This is a genomic window from Gloeocapsa sp. DLM2.Bin57, assembly GCA_007693955.1.
Taxonomy (GTDB): domain Bacteria; phylum Cyanobacteriota; class Cyanobacteriia; order Cyanobacteriales; family Gloeocapsaceae; genus Gloeocapsa.
In genome coordinates this window covers 15,304-36,928 of record RECR01000068.1, presented here as the reverse complement: position 1 = coordinate 36,928, position 21,625 = coordinate 15,304, and the positions used below count along the sequence as shown (strand labels likewise).

General features: G+C 38.6%; 25 protein-coding genes, 2 tRNA genes and 2 pseudogenes. 11 read left to right on the top strand and 18 right to left on the bottom strand.

Annotated elements, in window-relative coordinates; translation table 11 throughout:
* On the top strand, nucleotides 1-150 hold a 150-nt coding region (locus EA365_08740), incomplete at its 5' end, for an IS200/IS605 family transposase (GenBank protein ID TVQ45141.1).
* Between the two features lie 169 nt (nucleotides 151-319).
* Here EA365_08740 and EA365_08735 read toward each other — a convergent pair.
* Entirely contained in the window at nucleotides 320-766 is a 447-nt protein-coding gene (locus tag EA365_08735) for a hypothetical protein (protein TVQ45140.1), read from the bottom strand.
* Nucleotides 767-807: 41 nt separating this feature from the next.
* Between EA365_08735 and EA365_08730 the strand changes: the two genes are divergently transcribed.
* Complete coding sequence (locus tag EA365_08730; protein TVQ45139.1) at nucleotides 808-1,248, top strand: GNAT family N-acetyltransferase; 441 nt, start codon at nucleotides 808-810, stop codon at nucleotides 1,246-1,248.
* An 83-nt stretch (nucleotides 1,249-1,331) separates the two neighbouring features.
* Nucleotides 1,332-1,508 (top strand): 30S ribosomal protein S21, encoded by a 177-nt coding sequence (locus EA365_08725; GenBank protein TVQ45138.1) that lies wholly within the window; start codon nucleotides 1,332-1,334, stop codon nucleotides 1,506-1,508.
* Here EA365_08725 and EA365_08720 read toward each other — a convergent pair.
* The 4 genes from EA365_08720 to EA365_08705 form a co-directional block, all read right to left on the bottom strand.
* Nucleotides 1,505-2,368, bottom strand: coding sequence for a fructosamine kinase family protein (locus EA365_08720; protein TVQ45137.1), 864 nt, complete (start codon nucleotides 2,366-2,368; stop codon nucleotides 1,505-1,507). The two genes, EA365_08725 and EA365_08720, sit on opposite strands and share 4 nt — an antisense overlap.
* Nucleotides 2,369-2,371: 3 nt before the next feature.
* Entirely contained in the window at nucleotides 2,372-3,658 is a 1,287-nt protein-coding gene (locus tag EA365_08715; GenBank protein ID TVQ45136.1) for an insulinase family protein, read from the bottom strand.
* Between the two features lie 78 nt (nucleotides 3,659-3,736).
* Nucleotides 3,737-3,808: transfer RNA gene (locus EA365_08710), tRNA-Gln, on the bottom strand.
* Nucleotides 3,809-3,917: 109 nt separating this feature from the next.
* A complete protein-coding gene (locus tag EA365_08705; GenBank protein ID TVQ45135.1) occupies nucleotides 3,918-4,052 on the bottom strand; it encodes a photosystem II reaction center protein K in 135 nt (44 codons plus the stop codon).
* Between the two features lie 44 nt (nucleotides 4,053-4,096).
* Here EA365_08705 and EA365_08700 point away from each other — a divergent pair, with 44 nt between their 5' ends.
* Entirely contained in the window at nucleotides 4,097-4,726 is a 630-nt protein-coding gene (locus tag EA365_08700; GenBank protein ID TVQ45134.1) for a methyltransferase domain-containing protein, read from the top strand.
* Here EA365_08700 and EA365_08695 read toward each other — a convergent pair.
* The 7 genes and pseudogenes from EA365_08695 to EA365_08665 form a co-directional block, all read right to left on the bottom strand.
* Nucleotides 4,716-4,805, bottom strand: a pseudogene (locus EA365_08695) (transposase). The gene EA365_08700 and the pseudogene EA365_08695 sit on opposite strands and share 11 nt — an antisense overlap.
* A 140-nt stretch (nucleotides 4,806-4,945) precedes the next feature.
* A complete protein-coding gene (gene recQ, locus EA365_08690; GenBank protein TVQ45133.1) occupies nucleotides 4,946-6,829 on the bottom strand; it encodes a DNA helicase RecQ in 1,884 nt (627 codons plus the stop codon).
* Between the two features lie 2 nt (nucleotides 6,830-6,831).
* Nucleotides 6,832-8,073, bottom strand: a complete 1,242-nt coding sequence (locus EA365_08685; GenBank protein TVQ45132.1) for a pentapeptide repeat-containing protein — start codon at nucleotides 8,071-8,073, stop codon at nucleotides 6,832-6,834.
* Nucleotides 8,074-8,079: 6 nt separating this feature from the next.
* Complete coding sequence (locus tag EA365_08680; GenBank protein ID TVQ45131.1) at nucleotides 8,080-9,705, bottom strand: serine/threonine protein kinase; 1,626 nt, start codon at nucleotides 9,703-9,705, stop codon at nucleotides 8,080-8,082.
* A gap of 39 nt (nucleotides 9,706-9,744) precedes the next feature.
* The gene (locus tag EA365_08675) at nucleotides 9,745-10,224 is read right to left on the bottom strand and encodes a hypothetical protein (protein TVQ45130.1); all 480 of its coding nucleotides are present in this window, start codon (nucleotides 10,222-10,224) and stop codon (nucleotides 9,745-9,747) included.
* A gap of 29 nt (nucleotides 10,225-10,253) precedes the next feature.
* Nucleotides 10,254-10,526 (bottom strand): annotated as a pseudogene (locus tag EA365_08670) (hypothetical protein).
* 37 nt (nucleotides 10,527-10,563) lie between these two features.
* The gene (locus EA365_08665; GenBank protein TVQ45129.1) at nucleotides 10,564-11,871 is read right to left on the bottom strand and encodes a dihydroorotase; all 1,308 of its coding nucleotides are present in this window, start codon (nucleotides 11,869-11,871) and stop codon (nucleotides 10,564-10,566) included.
* Between the two features lie 50 nt (nucleotides 11,872-11,921).
* On the opposite strand from EA365_08665, the gene EA365_08660 reads away from it, so the two are divergent.
* Nucleotides 11,922-13,073, top strand: coding sequence for an AI-2E family transporter (locus EA365_08660; GenBank protein TVQ45128.1), 1,152 nt, complete (start codon nucleotides 11,922-11,924; stop codon nucleotides 13,071-13,073).
* Nucleotides 13,074-13,202: 129 nt separating this feature from the next.
* A complete protein-coding gene (locus tag EA365_08655) occupies nucleotides 13,203-13,541 on the top strand; it encodes a hypothetical protein (protein TVQ45127.1) in 339 nt (112 codons plus the stop codon).
* Nucleotides 13,542-13,593: 52 nt separating this feature from the next.
* On the opposite strand, the gene EA365_08650 is transcribed toward EA365_08655, so the two are convergent.
* Together EA365_08650 and EA365_08645 are read right to left on the bottom strand one after the other, a co-directional pair.
* Nucleotides 13,594-14,232 (bottom strand): peroxiredoxin, encoded by a 639-nt coding sequence (locus tag EA365_08650; protein ID TVQ45126.1) that lies wholly within the window; start codon nucleotides 14,230-14,232, stop codon nucleotides 13,594-13,596.
* A 111-nt stretch (nucleotides 14,233-14,343) separates the two neighbouring features.
* Nucleotides 14,344-14,433 (bottom strand) — tRNA-Ser (locus EA365_08645).
* A gap of 81 nt (nucleotides 14,434-14,514) precedes the next feature.
* On the opposite strand from EA365_08645, the gene larE reads away from it, so the two are divergent.
* Nucleotides 14,515-15,330, top strand: coding sequence for an ATP-dependent sacrificial sulfur transferase LarE (gene larE / locus EA365_08640; GenBank protein TVQ45125.1), 816 nt, complete (start codon nucleotides 14,515-14,517; stop codon nucleotides 15,328-15,330).
* On the top strand, nucleotides 15,327-15,647 hold the full coding sequence (locus tag EA365_08635) for a divalent-cation tolerance protein CutA (GenBank protein TVQ45124.1): 321 nt from the start codon (nucleotides 15,327-15,329) through the stop codon (nucleotides 15,645-15,647). Before larE ends, EA365_08635 begins: the two co-directional genes overlap by 4 nt.
* 2 nt (nucleotides 15,648-15,649) lie before the next feature.
* Here the strand turns inward: EA365_08635 and EA365_08630 are convergent, their stop codons facing one another.
* Nucleotides 15,650-15,946: a pentapeptide repeat-containing protein gene (locus tag EA365_08630; GenBank protein ID TVQ45143.1), complete on the bottom strand. Its 297-nt coding sequence runs from the start codon at nucleotides 15,944-15,946 to the stop codon at nucleotides 15,650-15,652.
* A 244-nt stretch (nucleotides 15,947-16,190) separates the two neighbouring features.
* Between EA365_08630 and EA365_08625 the strand changes: the two genes are divergently transcribed.
* Complete coding sequence (locus EA365_08625; GenBank protein TVQ45123.1) at nucleotides 16,191-16,697, top strand: transcriptional repressor; 507 nt, start codon at nucleotides 16,191-16,193, stop codon at nucleotides 16,695-16,697.
* 1 nt (nucleotide 16,698) lies between these two features.
* On the opposite strand, the gene EA365_08620 is transcribed toward EA365_08625, so the two are convergent.
* The 3 genes from EA365_08620 to EA365_08610 form a co-directional block, all read right to left on the bottom strand.
* Nucleotides 16,699-17,124 carry a SufE family protein gene (locus EA365_08620; GenBank protein TVQ45122.1) on the bottom strand — a complete coding sequence of 142 codons (426 nt, stop codon included), beginning with the start codon at nucleotides 17,122-17,124 and terminating at the stop codon, nucleotides 16,699-16,701.
* Entirely contained in the window at nucleotides 17,121-19,670 is a 2,550-nt protein-coding gene (gyrA, locus tag EA365_08615; GenBank protein TVQ45121.1) for a DNA gyrase subunit A, read from the bottom strand. The genes EA365_08620 and gyrA overlap by 4 nt, the downstream gene beginning before the upstream one ends.
* Before the next feature lie 243 nt (nucleotides 19,671-19,913).
* Entirely contained in the window at nucleotides 19,914-20,465 is a 552-nt protein-coding gene (locus EA365_08610) for a DNA starvation/stationary phase protection protein (GenBank protein TVQ45120.1), read from the bottom strand.
* A 161-nt stretch (nucleotides 20,466-20,626) separates the two neighbouring features.
* Here EA365_08610 and EA365_08605 point away from each other — a divergent pair, with 161 nt between their 5' ends.
* Both EA365_08605 and EA365_08600 read left to right on the top strand, forming a co-directional pair.
* Nucleotides 20,627-20,890: a hypothetical protein gene (locus tag EA365_08605; protein ID TVQ45119.1), complete on the top strand. Its 264-nt coding sequence runs from the start codon at nucleotides 20,627-20,629 to the stop codon at nucleotides 20,888-20,890.
* 9 nt (nucleotides 20,891-20,899) lie between these two features.
* Entirely contained in the window at nucleotides 20,900-21,463 is a 564-nt protein-coding gene (locus EA365_08600; GenBank protein TVQ45118.1) for a (2Fe-2S) ferredoxin domain-containing protein, read from the top strand.
* The last annotated feature ends 162 nt before the right edge of the window (nucleotides 21,464-21,625 follow it).

Sequence of the window (21,625 nt, the reverse complement as noted above, 5' to 3'; positions counted from 1 at the left end):
AGTAGAAGGTTAAGACAAGAATTCCCTGAGATAGAGCAAAGCTACCATAAAGATGTATTTTGGAATGGTTCATATTTTGTGGCTAGTTGTGGTGGTGTTACTATTTCAACCCTTAAAACTTATATACAGAATCAAGATGAAATAAAATAAGGACGCGATTCATCTCACGCTTATTTGAGAAAATAAAGCTTGAGGCTTCTCGCGGTTAAACTAAATCTACTAGGAGTAAAACTTATAATTTCTTAACGAAGGCAGTCTTGGCCATGAAGAATTAATTTGGAATAAAACCTAACACCTAATACCTAACTCCTCTTCCCTCCTAAGCTTTAGAAAGAATAACTCCACCGAGAGTAATTAAAAAAGAGCCTAACATTAAGGTTGGCAGAGAAACATGACGCCATTCTGCAAAAATCCATAACCCCAATAGAATCGACACTAGGGTATTCATGTTATAAATGGGGGCTAACAGAGAAATAGGGGTGTCAAACTTGGCGATCGCCACATTAACTAGCAACATGCCCAAACCCCAAGCTAATCCACCTAACCCAGCTAACAAGACACCCATCAAAGATAGTTTACCCAAATTATCAGCCAAGATAGGAACACTACCTAAACCTAAAACTATACAAGCAATCCCAACGATGATGATAAAAAAACTAGATCCTAAGTTATACTGAGTACTTGCTTTAGTTAAAATAGCAAAAACTCCAAACAATAAAGCAGGTGCTAAACCACCGATGATGATACCTAGATTATTGGTAAACATGATTTTTAAAAGTTATTCTAAGCCTAGGGTACAATATTCTTATGCGCATTGTTAAAATTCAGGGTAATGAAGCTGATTTAACTATCTGTTATGATATTCGCCGTCAAGTCTTTATTGTAGGACAAAACGTCCCTGAAGAGTTGGAAATTGATGGTTTAGATCAAGAAGCGACACACTATCTTGTTTATGTTGATAAGTTAGCTATTGGTACAGCTAGAGTTCGTTTAATTAATCCACAAGAAGCGAAAATAGAGAGAGTAGCGATTTTAGAGTCATACCAAGGTCAAGGATACGGTAGTAGGCTAATTAACTTTATTCTCAAGGATTTACAACAACACACTAACGTTGCCATCGTTATTCTTGGTGCACAATTAGCAGCCCTTAAATTCTATCAAAAATTAGGGTTTAGTACTTTTGGAGAAGTATTTCTCGATGCGGGTATTGAACATCGTTGGATGCGTCGGTTATTGATTCGCTCTTGATATGTTATAATTAATCTGGTTAACTGTGTCTGAAAAAAGACGGTATTAACCAAATTTTAAAAAACCAATTAGGAGGATAATGAATGACCCAAGTTATCGTAGGACAAAATGAAAATATAGAATCTGCACTCAGACGCTTTAAACGTCAAGTTTCTAAAGCTGGTATTTTTGCCGATATCAAACGCCGTCGTCACTACGAAACACCAATTGAAAAGCGTAAACGCAAAGCTGTTGCGCGTCGGAAAAAACGCTTTCGTTAAAGTATTTGCAACAACATCCTGTTAGCTTGAGCACCATAACCCCCACCAAAGAGATTAAAGTGATTAAGAATATGGTAGAGGTTATAGAGGGGTTTACGCTTCTGATAGCCTGGATCTAAAGACCAAACCTCTTCATAACCTCGATAAAAAGCACCAGGAAAACCACCGAATAACTCAGTCATGGCAATGTCAACCTCGCGATCGCCATAATAAATCGCGGGATCTAAAATAACTGGTTCGCCAGATTCTAGAATAGCCACATTTCCTGACCACAAATCACCATGTACTAAAGAGGGTTGAGGGTGTCTATCTTGCAAAAATTCTCTGACTTTGGCTATAACTAGTTCAGAGTCAGGGAGGTTCCCCCCCCGACGTCTAGCTAGTTTCAATTGATAACCAATACGATGTTCAGCAAAAAAATCAGCCCAATTAGGAGTCCAAGTGTTGATTTGAGGAGTTGAACCAATGGTGTTATTTTGTTCCCAACCAAATTGATTAACTCCTTGAACTTGGTGCATATTAGCCAGTTTTCGCCCCATTTTTTCCCAAGCTTGATTATCTCCACCTCTAGCAAAATCTAGCCATTCTAAAACTAAATAGCTGGAGCTAGCTTCCGTACCATAACATATAGGTTGAGGTACTCTAATAGTCTTAGTTTCTAGCATTTGTTTTAAACCTAAAGCTTCAGCTCTAAACATTTCTAGACGACTAGCTTGATTGATTTTGAGAAAATAACTTTGATTATCGTCAATGAGTTGGTAACCCTGATTAATACAACCACCACTTACAGAACGGCGATCGCTGATTTTAAAGGGTTTTCCCGTAACTTGGCTAATTTGGGTGCTAATTTGATTCCACATGGGTTAAGCAGGTTTAATGACAACTACACCGTAAGCTTCTGGATTAAGATATTTTTGAGCTGCACTTTGCAATTGAACAGGATTAATACTCTGAATTTGATGAGGATAGTTAATCGCGGGTTCAACAGAAGCTAACAGGGATTGATAATAACCATACAATAAAGCGCGATCGCTTGGTTTTTCATTACCAAAAATAAATTTATTAGCTACTTGGGTGCGAATGCGCGCTATTTCTGTTTCAGTGATTAATTCTTGGTGCAATTTTTCGATATGAAGGGCGATTTCTGCTTCTACCACCTCCAGATTAGCTACAGGTAAACGTGCGCTGATATAAAATACCCCTTGGAGATATTGAGTCAAATTACTAGCGCTAATCTGAGTAACTAAACCCCTTTCCTCCCGTAAATCCCGAAAAAGACGAGCAACTTTACCCTGTCCTAAAATCGCTGCAATAATATCTAAAGGATAGGTATCATCTACATCACTTAAACCAGGTACGCGCCACATCATCACCAAGCGAGCCTGTTGTAAACTAGAATCTACATATTCTCTGCGCTCTATTTCTTCAAAAGGATGCTCATTTGACCAAGACAAGGGGAGAAAATCTAGAGTATCATCAACTGTAGATTGATAAGTTTGCTCAACTCCCTCACTAACGATATTAATTAGTTCTTCCACAGGCAGATTACCCACAACGGAAATTGTAGTATGCTGTGGCTTATACCAATAGGAGTGAAAGTCTCGCATTTGTTGGGGTGTTAAAGCTTCGATTACCTCAAGAGGACCTAAAATAGGACGACGATAGGGTAAACTATTAAAACAAGTTTCCATCGCGCGAGCAAAAGTACGACGTTGAGGGCTATCTTCTGAGCGTCTGATTTCTTCTAAAACTACGAGTCTTTCTTTTTCAAAGGCTAAATCAGGAATTCCGGCATTAAAAACAACATCTAACTGTAGGGGTGCGAGTTGGGCAAAATCTCCAGGAGCGGTAGTAATATAATATTGAGTATAATCTTGGCTAGTTGCTGCGTTGGTAATCGCTCCTCTAGCTTCGATTTGACGCTCAAACTCTCCACATTCTAGTTTATTTGTGCCTTTAAAAATCATGTGTTCGAGAAAATGAGCCATACCGTTAATAGCGTCTGATTCATAAGCTGAACCAACCTTGAACCAAACATTCATATTTACTGCTTCCACAGGCACTTGCTCTGCTACGATGGTTAATCCATTAGCTAAGTGTTGGATAGTCGGAAAATTTACGCGAGCAGAGGGAGTGAGAGTTAGAGTCATGAGTTATCAATCTGATTAAAATTGCTTATATCATTATCCTAACTAGTTTTAACCAAGCTTACAATATTATCATTTTAACTGGGGTGCTAGGATTCGAACCTAGGAATGGCGGGACCAAAACCCGCTGCCTTACCGCTTGGCTACACCCCAAAGCTTTTAACGTATTTTATCTTAACATTAACTACCTCATATTTGTCAAGGGTTTTACTAAAAAAATTCTTGAGCATCCTTGGGGTTAGGATACTCAAGCAAAATTAACTTATTTAAAACCTACCGCAGCTTGCCAAACAAAAGCAAGAGCCAGGAAAAATACGGGAATTATGGGTAAAACATCAATCAGGGGGTCAAAAATTGCGTAAGCTTCTGGTAAATTGAGTAATAAAGTTAGTTCCATGAGTATTGTTTGATTGTTCTTATCGTGTTCAATATTTTAGCAAAATGTGGCGCAAACAAACCCTAAAACCTGTGCAAGAAGAATACGCTCGTCTAGCACCCCAATACGATCGCCGTTGGTCTATTTATCTAGACAAAAGTATTACTAAAACCCTTAACCTATTACACATCAACCCTCCTAAGCAGATCTTAGATTTAGGATGTGGAACTGGTTTATTATTACAAGCTCTGTTAGCTCGATTTCCCGAAGCTAAACTAGTGGGGATAGATTACTCTCTAGAAATGCTCAATATCGCTAAACAGAGGTTACCAGACACAGTAGAATTGCATTTAGGTAGTGCTGAGGATCTCCCCTTTACCGAGAATAGTTTTGAGCTAGTGATTTCTACCAGTGCTTTTCATTATTTCCCTAATCCTGTTGTAGCGATACAAGAAGCAACCAGAGTTGTAAAAACTAACGGTAATCTAGTCATTACTGATTGGTGTGCTGACTATTGGACTTGTGGATTATTGGATTTATGGTTACGCTTATTTAATCGCGCTCATGTACATACTTATACCGTTAAAGAGTTTGAGCAATTATTTCACAGTCAAGGATTAACCGATATTCAAGTCAGCAAATATAAGATTAACTGGTTTTGGGGGATGATGACAGCACAGAGTCAGAGGGTATGAATTGACCTATACGAATAGCTTCGTCAATAGCTTTATATTGGTGGGGTTTTGCTTTGATTTTGAACTCGTCAACTATCATCTTATGCTTGACCTTTAGCTTAAACCAGTCTAACCTAGATTAAGTCACGTTCTACAATTCAAATAGTAGTATAATGAAAAAGTAAAGCCATCTGCCAAGGAGGGGGTTTTAAACCCATTTTTCTGATCAAATTGAGATGTTTAGCTTCTCTCTAACCAAGCACGTACTAACATAATTTCTGTATAACTATAATCGTCACCGAGATGATCTTTAATCAGTTTGAAAGCATTCGCATCCATCCCTAATTTTTGCAAAGCCGCTATAATGACCTCTTGTTTAGCGGGTGATACGAAAGAATCTAGGTTAACGGGTTGATTGAGAGCGATTAACTCGCTTAAATGTTTATAAATGGTTTGAATGGTTAAATTACGTTCAATGGCGATAATTTCTGGGCTTAATCCTTGTTGATATAAGCTTAAAGTAATCATTTCTGTCCTAGTGGGTATTGCTTCGGGGAGATAATCTGATTTCCCTGGTAAGGCTTTTTTGGCTGTTGTTTTCTCAAGAGGAATGGAGACGGTACGCAAATTGCGCAGAATTTCCCAACTATATTTATTCAGCTTGAGGATAGCGTAGCCATCAGAAGTAGCGGTGAGTAAATTCTTCTCTAGTAAAAATCTGCCTAACTTTTGCCAATTTTCGGCGCTAATATCTTTACCGATACCATAGGTAGAGAGGAGATGATGTCCATATTTTAAAATTTTCTGATTAAGTGATCCTCTCAAGACATTGACGATATGATTCATACCAAAACGTTCTTGACAACGTGCTACACAAGAAAGGAATTTTTGCGCTTCAATCGTCCAATCTTCTGAGGGTTGGGTGTTGAGACAGTTATCACAATTTTGACAATTTCCTGACCATTTTTCCCCAAAATAACTTAATTGTATTTTACGTCTGCATTGGAGCGATTCTGCGTAATTAAGCATGTGATTGAGACGTTGACGGGCTAAAAGTTGTTCTTTGGGATCACTTTTTTGTTTAATTAGATAGTCGATTCCACGTACATCAGCCTTAGCATAGAATAACACGCACAGAGCGCTTTTACCGTCTCTTCCGGCTCTACCTACTTCTTGATAATAATTTTCTAAACTTCTCGGTAAATCGTAGTGAAAGACAAAGCGGATATCGGGTTTATTGATTCCCATTCCAAAGGCGATCGTTGCTACCATTACCTTGACTTCATTATTAAGAAAGCGATTCTGGTGTAAACTCCTGGTACTATCCCCCATTCCCCCATGATAAGCTAACGCTGAGATACCATCGCCTTGAAGACGCGAGGCTACTTCTTCTACCCGACGACGACTCAGACAATAAACTATCCCCGAACCCGATTGTTTTTTGATATAACTTAATAATTGGACATAACCCCGCTTATCTTTAGGGACAACTTTATAATAGAGATTAGGACGATTAAAACTAGCGATATAAATACTCGGTTCGCGTAATTGTAACTGTTGAATGATGTCTTGACGTACTTTTGTCGTAGCAGTAGCCGTTAGAGCTAACATAGGTATGCGCGGATAGCGATCGCGTAATTGTTTAATCTGACGGTATTCTGGGCGAAAATCGTGACCCCATTCTGAGACACAATGAGCTTCATCAATAGCAAAACTAGAGATACCTATCTGTTGCTGTATCTGATTTAATAAAATAGCAAAATTATCTGATAATAACCTTTCAGGAGCAACATAGAGTAATTTAATCTTTCCTTGGAGAATTCCCCTAATTCGCTCACTAATCTCTGTTGAATTTAAACTACTATTTAAAAAAGTCGCCCCAATCCCCCTACTTTGTAAAGCATCAACTTGATCTAACATTAAAGAGATTAAAGGAGACACCACTACAGTCAAACCAGGTTGTAATAAAGCGGGTAACTGATAACAGAGAGACTTTCCCCCACCTGTGGGCATAATTATTAATAAATCACGGTTTTCTAAAGCGTCTGAGACGATTTGACCCTGGAGAGGACGAAATACAGAATAACCAAAAAATCGTTGTAAAGCGGCTTCTAACTCCAACAAACTTACTCCCCCTCTAACAGATTAGGAATACCTTCACAACCACCGGGAACAGTACTTCTAGTTAGTTTACCACCCCAAGCACAAATATAATATCTTTGTTCACGGTTTAAATTTTGCACATTACTAAAGTCTGCATTTTCTACTACAGCTCCCGTATAAGCTCCCGTCTCATAATTAGGGGGGTATTTACGACTACGAGGGGTAGCAGTTTCGGCTGAGCCATAGAAAAAACGAGCGGATTTGAGATCCGCTCCACTTAGATTAGCGTCATAGAGTACAGTACGACTTAGATTAGCTTTCACTAAATCAGTTTTACTCAAGTCAGCTCTTACCATATTAGCTTCACTTAAATCAGTCCAGCGCAAATCTTGACTAGAAAGATCTGCTCCTGCTAACATTACTCCTAGGGAAATCACTCTGATACCATTGGCGCGATCTTCGGCGTAATTACCTAAACCGTCTAAAATTGGTCTTCCTAATTGTTGATCTCTTTTTAAAGGGATAATCAGACGAGATTGAGACAAAAACCGTAAGACTTTAGCTTTACCATTGGCATCGATACTACTCATAATCGCTGCGGTACGTCCTTCGGCGATCGCTCTTTCTTGGGGCCAATCTTCTAATAATCCTTCATCGTTAAGTGCTAATTCTGACACTCCTTGAAAATAAGCGTCGATAGTTTGTTGTTGAGTAATTCTATTTTGTTGAATCGTTAAATCACGAGAGATAACATATTGTTCCCAAGCCACATATACCGCTAATACAGCGATTAAAATCTGTCCAAACGCTCCAAACCATTCAGCCCATGAGCCAAATTCATCCCATTTGATCGTATCTAGCCAACCACTAATTATCCTATAAACACCGAGATAGTTAAATAATCCTAATAGTGCGAAGATAAAACCAATAAATCCAGCTAAAGTGCGACGTTCATCGGGACTAAGATAAGTTAATAACCAAGCCTTTAAACCTGGTAGAATAATCGTTATGGATAATAACAGGGAAAAAATAGCTCCAGGTAAACCAATCCAAGCTACCTTCCAACTTAATCCCAAAGCCATGAGAATTAAACCCAATACTAGGATAGCTAGACGAGAATAAGAGCGATTGGGTCTAAATATTTTCGTTTTTAGGGGTAATTTAGGTAAATACCATGATTCTCTCGGTTGAGGGGTTTTGACTGGCTCTGGGGAAGTCACCTGATGATTATTGGTTTCTAAGTCACTATTTGGTGATGTGCTCATATAATTTTAGTTGAAATCAGACGCCGAAATAATTATCTTAATTTTTTGTCTATTATCTCTTCTAATCATTCCGCGTTGATCTTGATAAGTAAAAGAGCGTAAATCAGTTTGATTCCGATATACTGCTTCTAGAGCGCTAGAAATGGAATTAGGTGCTTCTCCTCCTAATAAAAGATTGAGTGTTTCTGCGATTATCTCTAAACTAGTTCCCTCGTTGAAAATCGCCTCACTCTGACGTAGTTCTTCATTTTCAGTATTAAATGTATATCTTACCTCTACTCCTGGACTTAAATCTCTATAAGCCCACACTATTGTCTTGTCATGATATCCTCTATATTGAGAAGTTGGTTTGCCAAGATTAGCTGCAATATCCTGTTGTGTAGTACCCAAGGTAAAGATAGGAGTATCTTCTGGGGCTATGGGTTCCCTTGGAGTTTCAATTACTGGGGGTTCAGCTTCTGGTACTTCGGCTACCTCTTCGGGAATAGGTATAGCTTCGGCGAAAGGCTCTAAATCACCCTGTTGATGGGGTTCTAAAGGTGGTAGAGTGATTACTGGGGTTGAGGTATCTTCTACATCAGGAGTAACCGCAGGACGATCTTGAGGACGTGGTATGATTAAACTAATTAGTAAAGCGATCGCCCCTAGGGTAACCCCTGCTCCTAATAGTAATAACCACAGGATCATTTTCAAAGGGTTATTACCCGATTCCTTCAGATAGGGATGGTTTAAGACTACCGTACTCCCTGTAGGTATCTCTTGTTTACTGCTATTATATACTGGTGCTACTACGTGAGTATCAGACTCTAGTACTGCATTTTCGGGGTTTAAAGCTTTAAGCATTTCTGATGCGTTTTGAAAGCGATCGCGCGGATGAAAGCGAATGGAGCGATCGATTACCGAAGCTAGGTTAGAATGTATTTGTGGTGCTTCTTCTCGCCAGAGGATCTCTCCTGTTTGGGAATCTACTGGTAATTCTTGGGGACTTTTTCCCGTTAATAGATAGATTGCGGTCAAACCGAGACTATAGAGGTCACTAGAGTACACAGGGCGACCTGCTGCTTGTTCTGAACTCATATAACCAGGTGTGCCAATACTAATAGATACTGAGTTAGCTTGTGGATTAGCTTGAGTAATAATTGCTTCTTTTAGCGCGCCAAAATCGATTAATACAGGTAGGTTATCCTTTTCCCGTAGAATAATATTTTCTGGTTTAATATCCCGATGAATAATTTTATGATTATGAGTATATTCTAAAACTGGTAATAACTTCAGGAGAAGATCTGTTACTTCTTTGGGGGTTAATACTCCATCTGCTGCTATTTTTTGTCTGAGATTAATTCCAGGAATTAATTCTTGGACTAGATAAAAGTCACTTCCTTCAGCGAAATAAGCGTATAAGCGAGGTATCTGGGGACTATGTTCTCCTAATTCCTCTAAAATAGCTGCTTCTCGTTGAAAGCGTTCTTTTACCCAAGTTTCTGGCGGTTGAATCGCTGGTTTGAGCTGTTTAATCACGCATTTACGTTCTGAAGGCATATGGGTATCTGTCGCTATAAAGGTTTCCCCAAAGCCTCCCCTACCGATAGTTTGGACAATGCGATAACGATTATTAAGTAGTTGAGTGATCATTCTGGTGTTATCTCTTAGTTGATTTAACTATAAAATAATCTAATCTTTATCGCCTTGACTTTCCCAATCAGGACAATCTTCTGTTTCCCAACCGTAGGGGTGCATTCCACAGATTAAAATATTACCATTATAGATTCTGCCATGATAGTTAACACAGCCAATACAAGCGGGATGAAACTCAGAACTTGGTTCTATTTTAGGATTCCAACCTAAATCATCATAAAAGGGGTTACGCCAGTAATTTTGATTATCCTCGGAAAAATCATCTCTAAAGTTTTCTCCTGACCAATCATTTTCTATATCTCTAAAAGTTTGCAGTACATCTTGGACAAAGTCTTCTATTTCTCTAGGTAGGTAAATATCTATTTGTTCAGTTAGAAAATCCACCGTTTCTATTACTTCCTCGGTGACTTCTTCTGTAACTGTTTCTACCCATTCCGATATATTGTAGGATAATTGCTCGAAGTCTTTGAGAGTTTTTTCTAAAGCAGTAAAGATATCATCTGACCAATCTTTCATTATTCCCTCTGTTTGGTTTTATTCTATTCGTCATCACTAACTATTTCGATACGCCGAGGCTCGTTAGATTGAGTAGTTTCTACCGATTCTGGGTTAGATTCTTGAGCTTCTTTGACTAATTCGTCAACATATTTGCGCGCATCTTCTACACTGATTTCACCTCTGGCGACCATCTCATCAGCAATTTTTTGAGCTTGAACTCTCAAATCTTGAAAGGTCATTCCTGCTCTTTCCGCGGCGTAATCAGCTATACCAATACCGAGATAGATCGCTTTTTGTACTAGATCTCCTAAACCTGCCATGGTGATTTTACCTTCAAAACCTACTTATGTTTCTATTCTAAGCAAATTTTAGAGCTTTGCCCCTTTTGCTTGTATCTACTTTACCGTTTTGATAAACAATTTCTCCATTAACCATGGTTAATACTGTCCAACCCGTGAGATTCCACCCTTCAAAAGGACTCCAGCCAGATTTAGTTAATAATTCTTCACGTACAACAGGGCGATAGGTGTTTAAATCTACCAGGATTAAATCGGCGTCATAACCAGGGGTAATTAAACCTTTGTTAGGGATGTTATAACCTTTAGCTACAGCAGTTGACATCCAGTGGGAAACTTGAGCAACACTGCAACGTCCTTTCATGGCTTCTGTTAACATTAAGGCTAGGGAGGTTTCTACTCCTGGCATTCCTGAAGGGCTATGGGGGTAGGTTTTGGCTTTTTCTGCTAGGGTATGGGGTGCATGATCCGTGGCGATAAAGTCAATAACACCATCAACAAGGGCTTGCCAAAGTATAGCGTTATTTTCAGGCGATCGCAGGGGAGGATTCATCTGGGCTAATGTTCCGATTTGCTCATAAGCGGTGGTATTGAGTAATAGATGTTGGGGGGTTACTTCTGTGGTTACCCAAGCTGGTTTATTTTCCCGTAGCCATTCTGCTTCTATTCCCGTAGATAGGTGTAAAATATGTAAGCGACGTTGATATTTTTTGGCTAATTTAACGGCTAATTGGGTGGCGTTGAGAGCTGCTTGTTCGTCTTGAATCTCTGAGTGAATGCTAGGGGTAGTAATCCCGACAAACTGTTGACGACGTTGATTGATTCTAGCTTGATCTTCTGCGTGTACAGCAATGAGGCGATCGCCGTGAGCAAAAATCTGCTCTAATTTCTCTTCTTGACTAACTAACAAATCCCCGTGCATTGAACCCATAAATATCTTGATACCACAGACAGGGTTTACGGTCAATAAATCTTCTAGATTATCAGCAGTTGCACCGATGAAAAATCCATAATTAACTACGCATTTACTCGCTGCTCGTTGTAATTTATCATCTAAAGTAGCTTGATTGATAGTTAGGGGGCGAGTATTGGGCATTTCTAGGAAAGAAGTAACTCCACCTTTAGCACAAGCACAACTAGCGGTAAATAAATCTTCTTTATGCTCTAAACCTGGTTCGCGGAAATGAACTTGAGGATCAATTACTCCTGGTAATAGGGTTAATCCTTCTGCCTTGATAATTTCTGTGTCTTCTGTATCTTGGAGATTGTCCCCAATTGTGGTAATCTTGCCTTGGTTTACCGCGACATCTGTTAAAGCAAACTCACCATTAGGTAAAAGGACTTGGGCTGATCTAATTATATATTTCATCTTCTTTTTGGTATTATTTTGATTAGGTAAACTCTTTAGAGGTAATTTAGGTGAAATTTGGTCAATGGCTTGGCTTGTTAAGTTTAATACTCGCCATCTATATAATTTGGCACATCCGTCAATTAATACTTTTAGTGTTTACTGCGGTTATTATTGCTACAGCACTTAACCGTTTAGTCTGTCGGTTACAAAGGTGGCGATGGTTACAACGGTGGCAATTTAATCGTACTCTGGCGATTGTTATTGTTTTACTAGCTACAACTATTATTGCTTTTCTCTGTACATTAGTGATTGTTCCTGCTTTTATAGAACAGTTTCAGCAACTAATGACTAGAGTACCTGCATTTTCTCGCGAAGTGTATGAATCTTTACAAAAATTAGAACAAGAGCTAGACTGGATACCTGAATTACCGACTTTATCTGACCTAGTTATTCAATTACCTAATTTTACTACAGATTTATTTAAAAACTTTTTAGCGTTATTTTCTAATTCCTTATTTGTGTTGTTAAGGATTTTATTTGTGATAGTACTTACAGTCATGATGTTAGTTGATCCCCAAGCCTACCGCAAGGGTTTATTAAGGTTATTTCCCTCTTTTTATCGTCGTCGAGCTAATGAAATTCTCACCTTAACGGAAACTTCGATCGCTAATTGGGTAATTGGGATTTTAATTAATTGTTTCTTTATTGGTAGTCTTAGCGGTATTGGTTTATCTGTTTTAAAAATAGATTTTGTGTTAGTTCATGCCTTATTAGCAGGGTTACTTAATTTTATTCCTAATTTTGGTCCTACTGCTAGTGTTATTTTTCCTATTATGGTAGCAGTCCTTGATGAGCCTTGGAAAATTATCGCTATTTTAATTTGGTATTTTATTATTCAAAATATCGAGAGTTATTGGTTAACACCAATGGTAATGGCTAAACAAGTTTCTCTCTTACCCGCAGTTACTTTAATGGCGCAAATCTTCTTTACTTCTGCTTTGGGGGTATTAGGATTGTTATTAGCGCTTCCTTTAACTGTAGTAGCTAAAACTTGGATTGAAGAGTTATTATTTAAAGATATCTTAGATCATTGGAATACTTCTTCTTTTGAAATAGATCCTTTCGCAGATTTAGAGCATCCTGATCATAATTTAGAAACAGATATTTTACCTCTTCTAGATAATCATGATAACGAAACTTCCGAAGTAGGTGAGATTTAGTTTAAAAGGCAATAGGTAAAAGGGAATAAGTGGTATAGTGTTTAGTAATAATAAAACCTAATATCTAACTCCTAATACCTTCCTTGCTATAGTTATAATAATTTGACAAAGATTGAGAGCAGAAAAATCATGTTTAGCAGAGATCCCAAAGATACAACACCACCAGAGACACAAAGGAAATTACAAGAACCAATACTGCCTAGTAATCCTCAGAATCCTCTGACTAAAAACCAACCTCAAGAAATAGTCACAGTAATTGAAAAAATTAGTGGAGTCTTATCTCCTTATTTTATTGTTTTAGTGGGTTTGTATTTATACGATAATGATTCTTGGTTTAGTTTTCTTCTCGGAGCAGTTTTGATTATTACTGGAGTAGTATCTATTCTCAAAATTTCGGGAGATGATGTTAATAAATTTTTGACTTGGCTTAAAAAAACTTTGGGTTATGATAGCGATGAAAATGAGTAAATCATATATTATTAAATAACCAATAAAGGGACTCCATGAGTCCCTATAAATTCTATTTATTAGGTTGGGGAGTCATACGTAAATAAGGTTTAACTTCTTGATACCCTTTAGGAAATTTTTGTTTTAATTCTTCAGGATCTTTAAGAGATGGTACAATCACACAATCTCCTCCATCTTCCCAATTAGCGGGTGTGGCTACTTGATAGTTATCTGTCAATTGTAAAGAGTCAATAACTCTTAAAATTTCAGCAAAGTTACGACCAGTACTAGCAGGATAAGTAATGGTTAAACGTAATTTTTTCTGTGGATCAATAATAAACACAGAGCGCACGGTTAGGGTATTATTAGCATTAGGATGAATCATCCCGTAGAGATCTGAGACTTGGCGATCTGGATCGGCAAGAATGGGATAATTGAGGGTAATAGTTTGAGTTTCCTCAATATCTTTGATCCAACCTAAATGAGATTCTACATCATCGACACTGAGGGCGATAGTTTTGACATTGCGTTTGTCAAATTCGGGTTTAAGTTTAGCTACTGTACCTAATTCAGTAGTGCAAACTGGGGTATAATCAGCAGGGTGAGAGAAAAGAACTACCCAACTATCACCAGCCCATTCATAAAAAGAAATTTCCCCCATCGAGGAAGCTTGTTTAAAATCGGGAACTTGATCACCAAGTTGTAAAGGCATAGGTTTAATTCCTTTGAGAGTCTAGTATCTTGAGTACATTTTCAAGCTTAAAGCTATAAAGTAACTAATTATACAAGTAACCACTAAGACTTAACAAAAATTATCAAGTTACGGAGAGAGAGGGATTCGAACCCTCGGTACCACTTACATGGTACAACAGATTAGCAATCTGCCGCTTTCGACCGACTCAGCCATCTCTCCAATATAGATTCTAATCTTAACACTATTTTGGTATTTTGCCAAGAAAAAAGTAAAATAAAATATGAAGAATTGTTTAAAAAAATGTCTAGTAAACTTAGCAAACTACAAGAATTATTTAGCGGGTTAGAAAAAGCACTGATTGCCTATTCTGGGGGAATAGATAGCACTTTAGTAGCCAAAATAGCCTATGAAGTATTAGGCGATCGCGCCTTGGCGATTACAGCAGTCTCTCCCTCCTTGCTACCAGAGGAATTAGACGAAGCCCAATTTCAAGCAGAAATAATCGGGATACCCCATGAATTAGTCTTTACCCGAGAAATGGAGAACCCTAATTACACCAGTAACCCTGTTAATCGCTGTTATTTTTGTAAAAGTGAACTTCACGATACCCTCAAACCAATAGCCCTAGAAAGAGGTTATCCCTACGTTATTGATGGTGTCAACGCCGATGATTTACAAGATTATCGTCCCGGAATTCAAGCAGCTAAAGAAAGAGGAGTGCGATCGCCTTTAGCTGAATTAGGAATCACTAAACTAGAAGTCAGAGAAATCAGTAAAATCCTTGATCTTCCCTGGTGGGATAAACCATCTCAACCCTGTCTCTCCTCACGATTTCCCTACGGTGAAGAAATTACCGTCGCTAAACTCCATAGAGTAGGGAGGGCTGAGGTGTATTTACGTAACCTAGGCTATAAGAATCTGAGAGTACGTTCTGTAGAAGATACCGCTAGAATAGAATTACCCGCAGAACAAATACCTGAATTTATCAGTAAAACCAATCTACCCGAATTAGTAGAAGTCTTTCAGAGTTATGGTTTTATTTATGTTACCCTAGATTTGGAAGGTTACCGTAGTGGTAAACTTAACCAAGTCTTAACCGTGATGAACTCCCGATGAGTAAAAAATACGGTTTAATTTTAGTAACAGCAGGTTCGGAAACCGAAGCAGAAACAATCGCTTCTGCTTTAATCACCGAACATTTAGCCGCTTGTGTCAGTGTTCACCCCATTAAATCTCTTTATCGTTGGCGAGGAGAAATTAACTCAGATACAGAATGGCAATTAGTCATCAAAACAGATTTAAATCTCTTTGCTACTATTGCCGCGAAAATTACTGCTATTCACTCCTACGAAGTGCCCGAAATCATCGCTATACCAATCGTTCAAGGAGCTGTACCCTATTTAGATTGGTTAGGATCTTGTCTAAACTCCTGAGTTTACCGATTTAACCCGATAACTCCTTGTAACTTTGCTCCTGTGAAGTTTGCACCAGTTACATCAGCATTAGTAAGGTTGGCGTCTTCTAAATCAGCTCCTGTAAAATCAGCGTTTTGCAAATTTGCACCACTGAGATTAGCTTCTTCTAAATCAGCACCACTGAGATTAGCACCACTCAAGTTAGCACTACTGAGATTAGCTTCTTCTAAATCAGCACCTTGGAGATCGCAACCAGGACATTGATTAGTGGAAAGTAATTGTTGTTTAGCGTCATTTCCTGTAAGGGTTTGAGCCATTGCTTGAGATTCTATAATTATATTCAAAGTAGAAAAACAAGCGACTAATATGGTGGTAAACCCCAAGAGGCTGAACTGCTGGATTTTGGTATTGGAGAAGATGAAATTTGTTTGAGTATTATTTCTAATCAATAGTATTGTCCTTATTTTCTAACCACTACGGGTATTTTAACAATAAAAATGTTGCCAAACTGAGCAATTACCTTTATCATTGTCAATAGATGAGCTTATTGAAACTATATTTATGCCTCCCTACACAGCAACATCTCTCAAATCAGAACTAAATGCCAGGGGTTGGCGCTTAACACCGCAACGGGAGAAAATTCTACAAGTTTTTCAGAATTTACCCCAAGGTAATCATTTAAGTGCTGAAGAATTACACAATCTCTTAGAAACCAGAGGAGAGGGAATCAGTCTCTCGACTATTTATCGTAGTGTCAAACTTATGTCACGCATGGGTATTCTCAGAGAGTTAGAACTAGCCGAAGGTCATAAACACTATGAGTTAAACCATCCTCATCCTCACCATCACCACCATTTAGTATGTATCCAGTGTAACAAAACTTTGGAGTTTAATAATGATTCTATACTGAAACAAAGTTTAAAACAGTGTGAGAAAGAAGGTTTTCAATTAATCGATTGTCAGTTAACGATTATGGCGATTTGTCCTGAAGCGATTAGGATGGGCTGGCCTTCAGCTTTACCGAGTAATTGGGCTTGTACTCGGGCTATTTCTGAAAGCCATGAGTGAACTATGAAGAAGTCCCTAGTTGAAACCCTAGGGCTTTTTTCTGCATAGTTTGAAAGATATTATAAAATCCATTAGCGCGAGAAGGGGTTAAACTCATTTTTAGCCCTGTCTCTTCGATAAAATCGGGGGTAACCGCGAGAATCTCATCAGGGGTTAAACCGTTAAGTCCTTCGATTAAAAAAGCCACTAAACCTTTGACTAGTTGCGCGTCTGATTCTCCCTGATACCAAACGCGACCATCACGAAAATCTGCGGTGATATAGACTTGAGAGACACATCCGTTGACCTTATTAGCGCTGGTTTTGGCTGATTCTGGTATGGGTTCTAGTTTTTTAGCGTACCAGAGTAGTTGCTCATAACGTTTTTTAGGATCACGACGAGATTTAAAGCGTTGGACAATTTTATCTAGGTTTTCTGGTAAGGTCATGGAGTGACATTCTCCTCGTTACTATCGGTATAAGATTCTTCACTAGTAGGGGGGACTAAAGCTACTGCGGCGATCGCGTCTTCTTCGTCTAATCTTTGTACTCTTACCCCTGTAGCTGAGCGAGATTGCAGGGAAATTGCATCTACTGTTTGACGAATAATGATACCGCGACTGGTGATAAGCATCAACTCATCTGCTGGGTTAACTATGTGTATAGCTGCTAATCGTTCTTTTTCTCGACGAAAACGAATCATTTTTAAGCCTATACCCGCGCGTTTCTGCATTCTAAAGGCTTTTACTGGTACTCTTTTGCCATAACCTCCTTTAGTTATAGCTAATAACCAAGGTCCGTTATCATTCTGATCGTGGGTTATTTCTTCTTCCTCCTCTGTAGTATCTGCCTCGATAGTAGCGCTAATTTGACTCGGGAGGACATCCATGCTGATTATTTCATCACCGCTTCTGAGTTTCATTGCTTTTACTCCTCGGGTTGCTCTTCCCATAGGGCGTAATTGCTGTTCATCGGCTTTGAAGTGTATCGCCATACCTTGAGTAGAACCGATAATGATACTATCTTCTGTTTTAGCTAAACGTACCCAGCGCAGTTGATCCCCTTCTCCTAGGGAAATAGCGATTAAACCACTACTACGAATATTGCTAAAGGCTGATAGGGCTGTTTTTTTGATGTATCCTTTACGCGTCAACATCACCAAATATTGCTCAGGGCTAAATTCTGTTACCGCCACCATAGAGGTGATTTTTTCTTTGTTATTAATCGGTAACATTTGTATTAAAGGAGTACCCCTAGCAATACGTGAAGCTAGAGGAATATGATAAGCGTTGAGACTGTAAACTACCCCGCGATCGCTAAAAAACAAGAGATAATTATGATCACAACAGGTGAGAAAATGTTCTACTACGTCGTCTTCTTTAATTTTTGCTCCTGCTTTACCTTTAGTTGCTCGACTTTGAGCTTCAAAGTTACTCACAGGCATTCTCTTAATATATCCTTGTTCGGTGAGTAAAATTACGGCTTTTTCGTTAGCGATTAAATCTGTATCGACTATTTCTCCCTCGTCGGGGATAATTTGGGTTAATCTCGGGGTAGCGTGAGTAGATTGAATTTGTTTGAGTTCGTTAATAATTATCTCGTCGATTCTTTCTTTTTTAGCGAGAATGTCGCGATAATCTATAATTTGTATCTGTAACTCTTCATGTTCTGCTTTAATTTTTTCGGCTTCTAAAGCGGTTAAACGACGCAATTGCATTTGTAAAATTGCCTCTGCTTGGGGGGTTGAGAGATTAATCTCACTAATTAATTCTGCTTTGGCTGTGGTTGTATCTGCAGCTTGACGAATTAATTGGATGATCCTATCTAGATTGTCTAAAGCGATTAATAACCCTTGCAGGATATGGTCTCTTTCTTCGGCTTTACGCAGTAGATAGGTTGTGCGTCGGGTAATTGTTTCCACCCGAAAATCGACAAATACGGTTAAAAATTCTTTGAGGGTGAGTAATTGGGGTTCACCATTAACTAGGGCTACCATATTAGCCCCAAAGTTAGATTGTATAGGTGTTAACTTGTAGAGGTTATTTAAAACTACTCGGGAATAGGCGTCTCTTTTTAATTCTAAGACAATGCGCATCCCATCGCGATCGCTTTCATCCCTAATATCAGAAATTCCCTCTAAGCGTTTCTCGTTAACCAATTCAGCTATTTTTTCAATTAAAGCTGCTTTATTGGTTTGGTAGGGTAATTCGGTGATAATGATGGTTTCTCTGCGGTTATCTTGACTTTCTATTCTAGCTACTCCCCGCATAGTAATCGAACCTCTAGCGCAGGTGTAGGCGTCTTTTATGCCGCTGTATCCGAGTATTTGTGCTCCTGTGGGGAAATCAGGACCTGGTATATATTTGAATAATTCCTGGTTAGTTATTTCTGGGTTTTCAATAACGGCAATCAAACCATCGATTACCTCTCCGAGGTTATGGGGGGGGATATTCGTCGCCATCCCTACCGCTATTCCTGAAGAACCATTTAAGAGTAGTTGTGGTATTCTAGCAGGTAGGACTACTGGTTCTTGTTGAGAACCATCAAAGTTATCGACATAATCTACGGTTTCTGCTTCTATATCTTGTAATAAAGCATCAGTGGTTAACCTTTGCAAGCGACATTCCGTATAACGCATCGCCGCGGGTGGGTCGTTATCTATTGAGCCAAAATTTCCATGTCCTTGGATGAGGGGGTTACGCATGGAGAAATTTTGCGCCATTCTCACCAAGGCGTCATATACTGAACTATCGCCGTGAGGATGATATTTACCTAATACTTCTCCGACTACCCTAGCACATTTACGAAAGGGGCGATCTGGTGTTAAGCCCAATTCATACATAGCGTAGAGTATGCGTCGATGAACTGGTTTAAGACCATCCCGCGCATCTGGTAAAGCTCTACCCACGATTACGCTCATGGCGTATTCTAAATATGATTGAGACATTTCATTGCTCAAATCTGTGGGTATAATCCGCTCTTGGGGAGTGGTCATAACTCTAGTACTCCTTTTGTGTTTAATTGTGGCTTTTCTTTGCCTTATTTAGCCCACTACTGTGCGATTATCTCTCAAATCTTAGCACATTTTGTGATGCTTTTAGGTATATTTAGCCAAATCTAGCCACAGATGCTATCACTCAAGGCATATTACGGATATTATTAAGAGAATTTTCTAGAGCAAATAATAATAGCTAGAACATCTCAACAATGTCCTAGCTTACTTTAGATGATCAATCCATTAGTTACCGTTGCGGTTTAAACCCAAGGTTAAACTATCTGGTGCTAAGAAATGATCTAAATGATAGGCTCTTTCTTCAGTTTTTAACAGAATCTGTTCATAGAGATAGCGAGTAGCGCGATCGCCTAAACTTTCCGCTTGAGCTGCTTGACGTCGTAATACCTTGATAATTTCTTGCTCTGCGCTTAAATCGTTTTCAATCATTGTGCGAGAGTTATAGGCGCCATCCTCTTCTGGTTTAAAACAGCATAACTCAGCTAACTTGCTAAAACTAGCGGCGGGGATTCCTCCTAAGCCGTTTAAACGCTCTGCTAAATCGTGAACGTGTCCTTGTACAGCGTCGTATGACTCTTGAAAGTAGTCGTGTAACTGATAAAATTCTGTCCCTTCTACCACAAAATGATGTTTTTGATACTGTAGATAGAGGGCTTGAAAGCTAGCTAAAGCTATATTTAATCCTTCACAAACGGGAACGGTAGTACTTTTCTCTAGTAATATCGGGTTTTCGCCTATTTGGTCGAAACTTTGTAATAATCCTGTACTGGTAATCATATTTACCTATAATTTTACGTTTCTACATATATCATTATACCCGAGTCTTAACTCTATTTGGTGTATCTAAGTACATTAATCAAAAAACTATTGCTAATTATTTGCAACTAATGCTATAGTGAAAAAAATAATTAAAAATATTTCCCAGTAAATTAAAGAATATGCAAAGTTACTCACCCTCTACTAACTACTATCAAACTGTCTCAGTAGCTATGAGCGATCGCTGGTCTATTTATTACCGTTTACAAGATTTAGGTGTATCCTGTAGCTGTAATCTTCACCAACCCTTGCAAATTGAGATCACTACTCCCTCGGCTGCTATTCAAGTTTGGCACGTAGTCAGACAAGAAACCATTTCTCGTGCAAAACTAATCACCTGGTTAGAGAATTGCTGGACTAATCAAGAAGTTACTTACTTAAACTAGAGAGAAATTATGAAAAATAAAGCAATAAGTCAACAATTCAGCCTAGTTGGTCAATTAAAAGGGTTTATCTTTAAGGATGGCTATAAACTTAAATACCTACGTCTCCAAGTAGAAAATATAGAATATTGGATTAAAGTCAAAAAAGAACACCGTCCACAATTTGAGCATCTCAATCCAGAAGGTATCGAGTTAAAAGTGACAGGGGAAATCGATATCTGTCATAAAACCCGCAAAATGACCCTTAACGCTGAGGAAATAAAGATAATCAGTCCTGATAACTTAGCTAATAACCCTACTCCCTGTAAGAAAGCTCAAAAAGCCTCTATTCTGATTTGTCAAAAATCCACTTGTTGGAAACGTGGAGGGGCGGCTATTTATAGAGAATTAACGGAAACTCTATCTAAATATGGGTTAGAGGATCAAGTGTTGATTAAAACTACGGGCTGTTTAAAGAAATGTAAACAACCTCCTAACTTAGTATTTATGCCAGATCGCGCTCGTTATAGTTGTGTCAGCTGTGAGGAAGTCTCCGAGATACTCGCACAACATATAGCACTAGGCGCAAGGGAATAGGGGCTCCGAATGAGAGAATGTCAGCAAACCTTAACTATTGCTTGTCAATAAGATAGTATTATTCTCAATAATATTTTGCTATGGGTGGAGGGTAAGGGCAATAGGGAATAATTGAGTCTTAATTCGGGATAACTCCTTTCCTCCCCTATAATTAGGTTAATT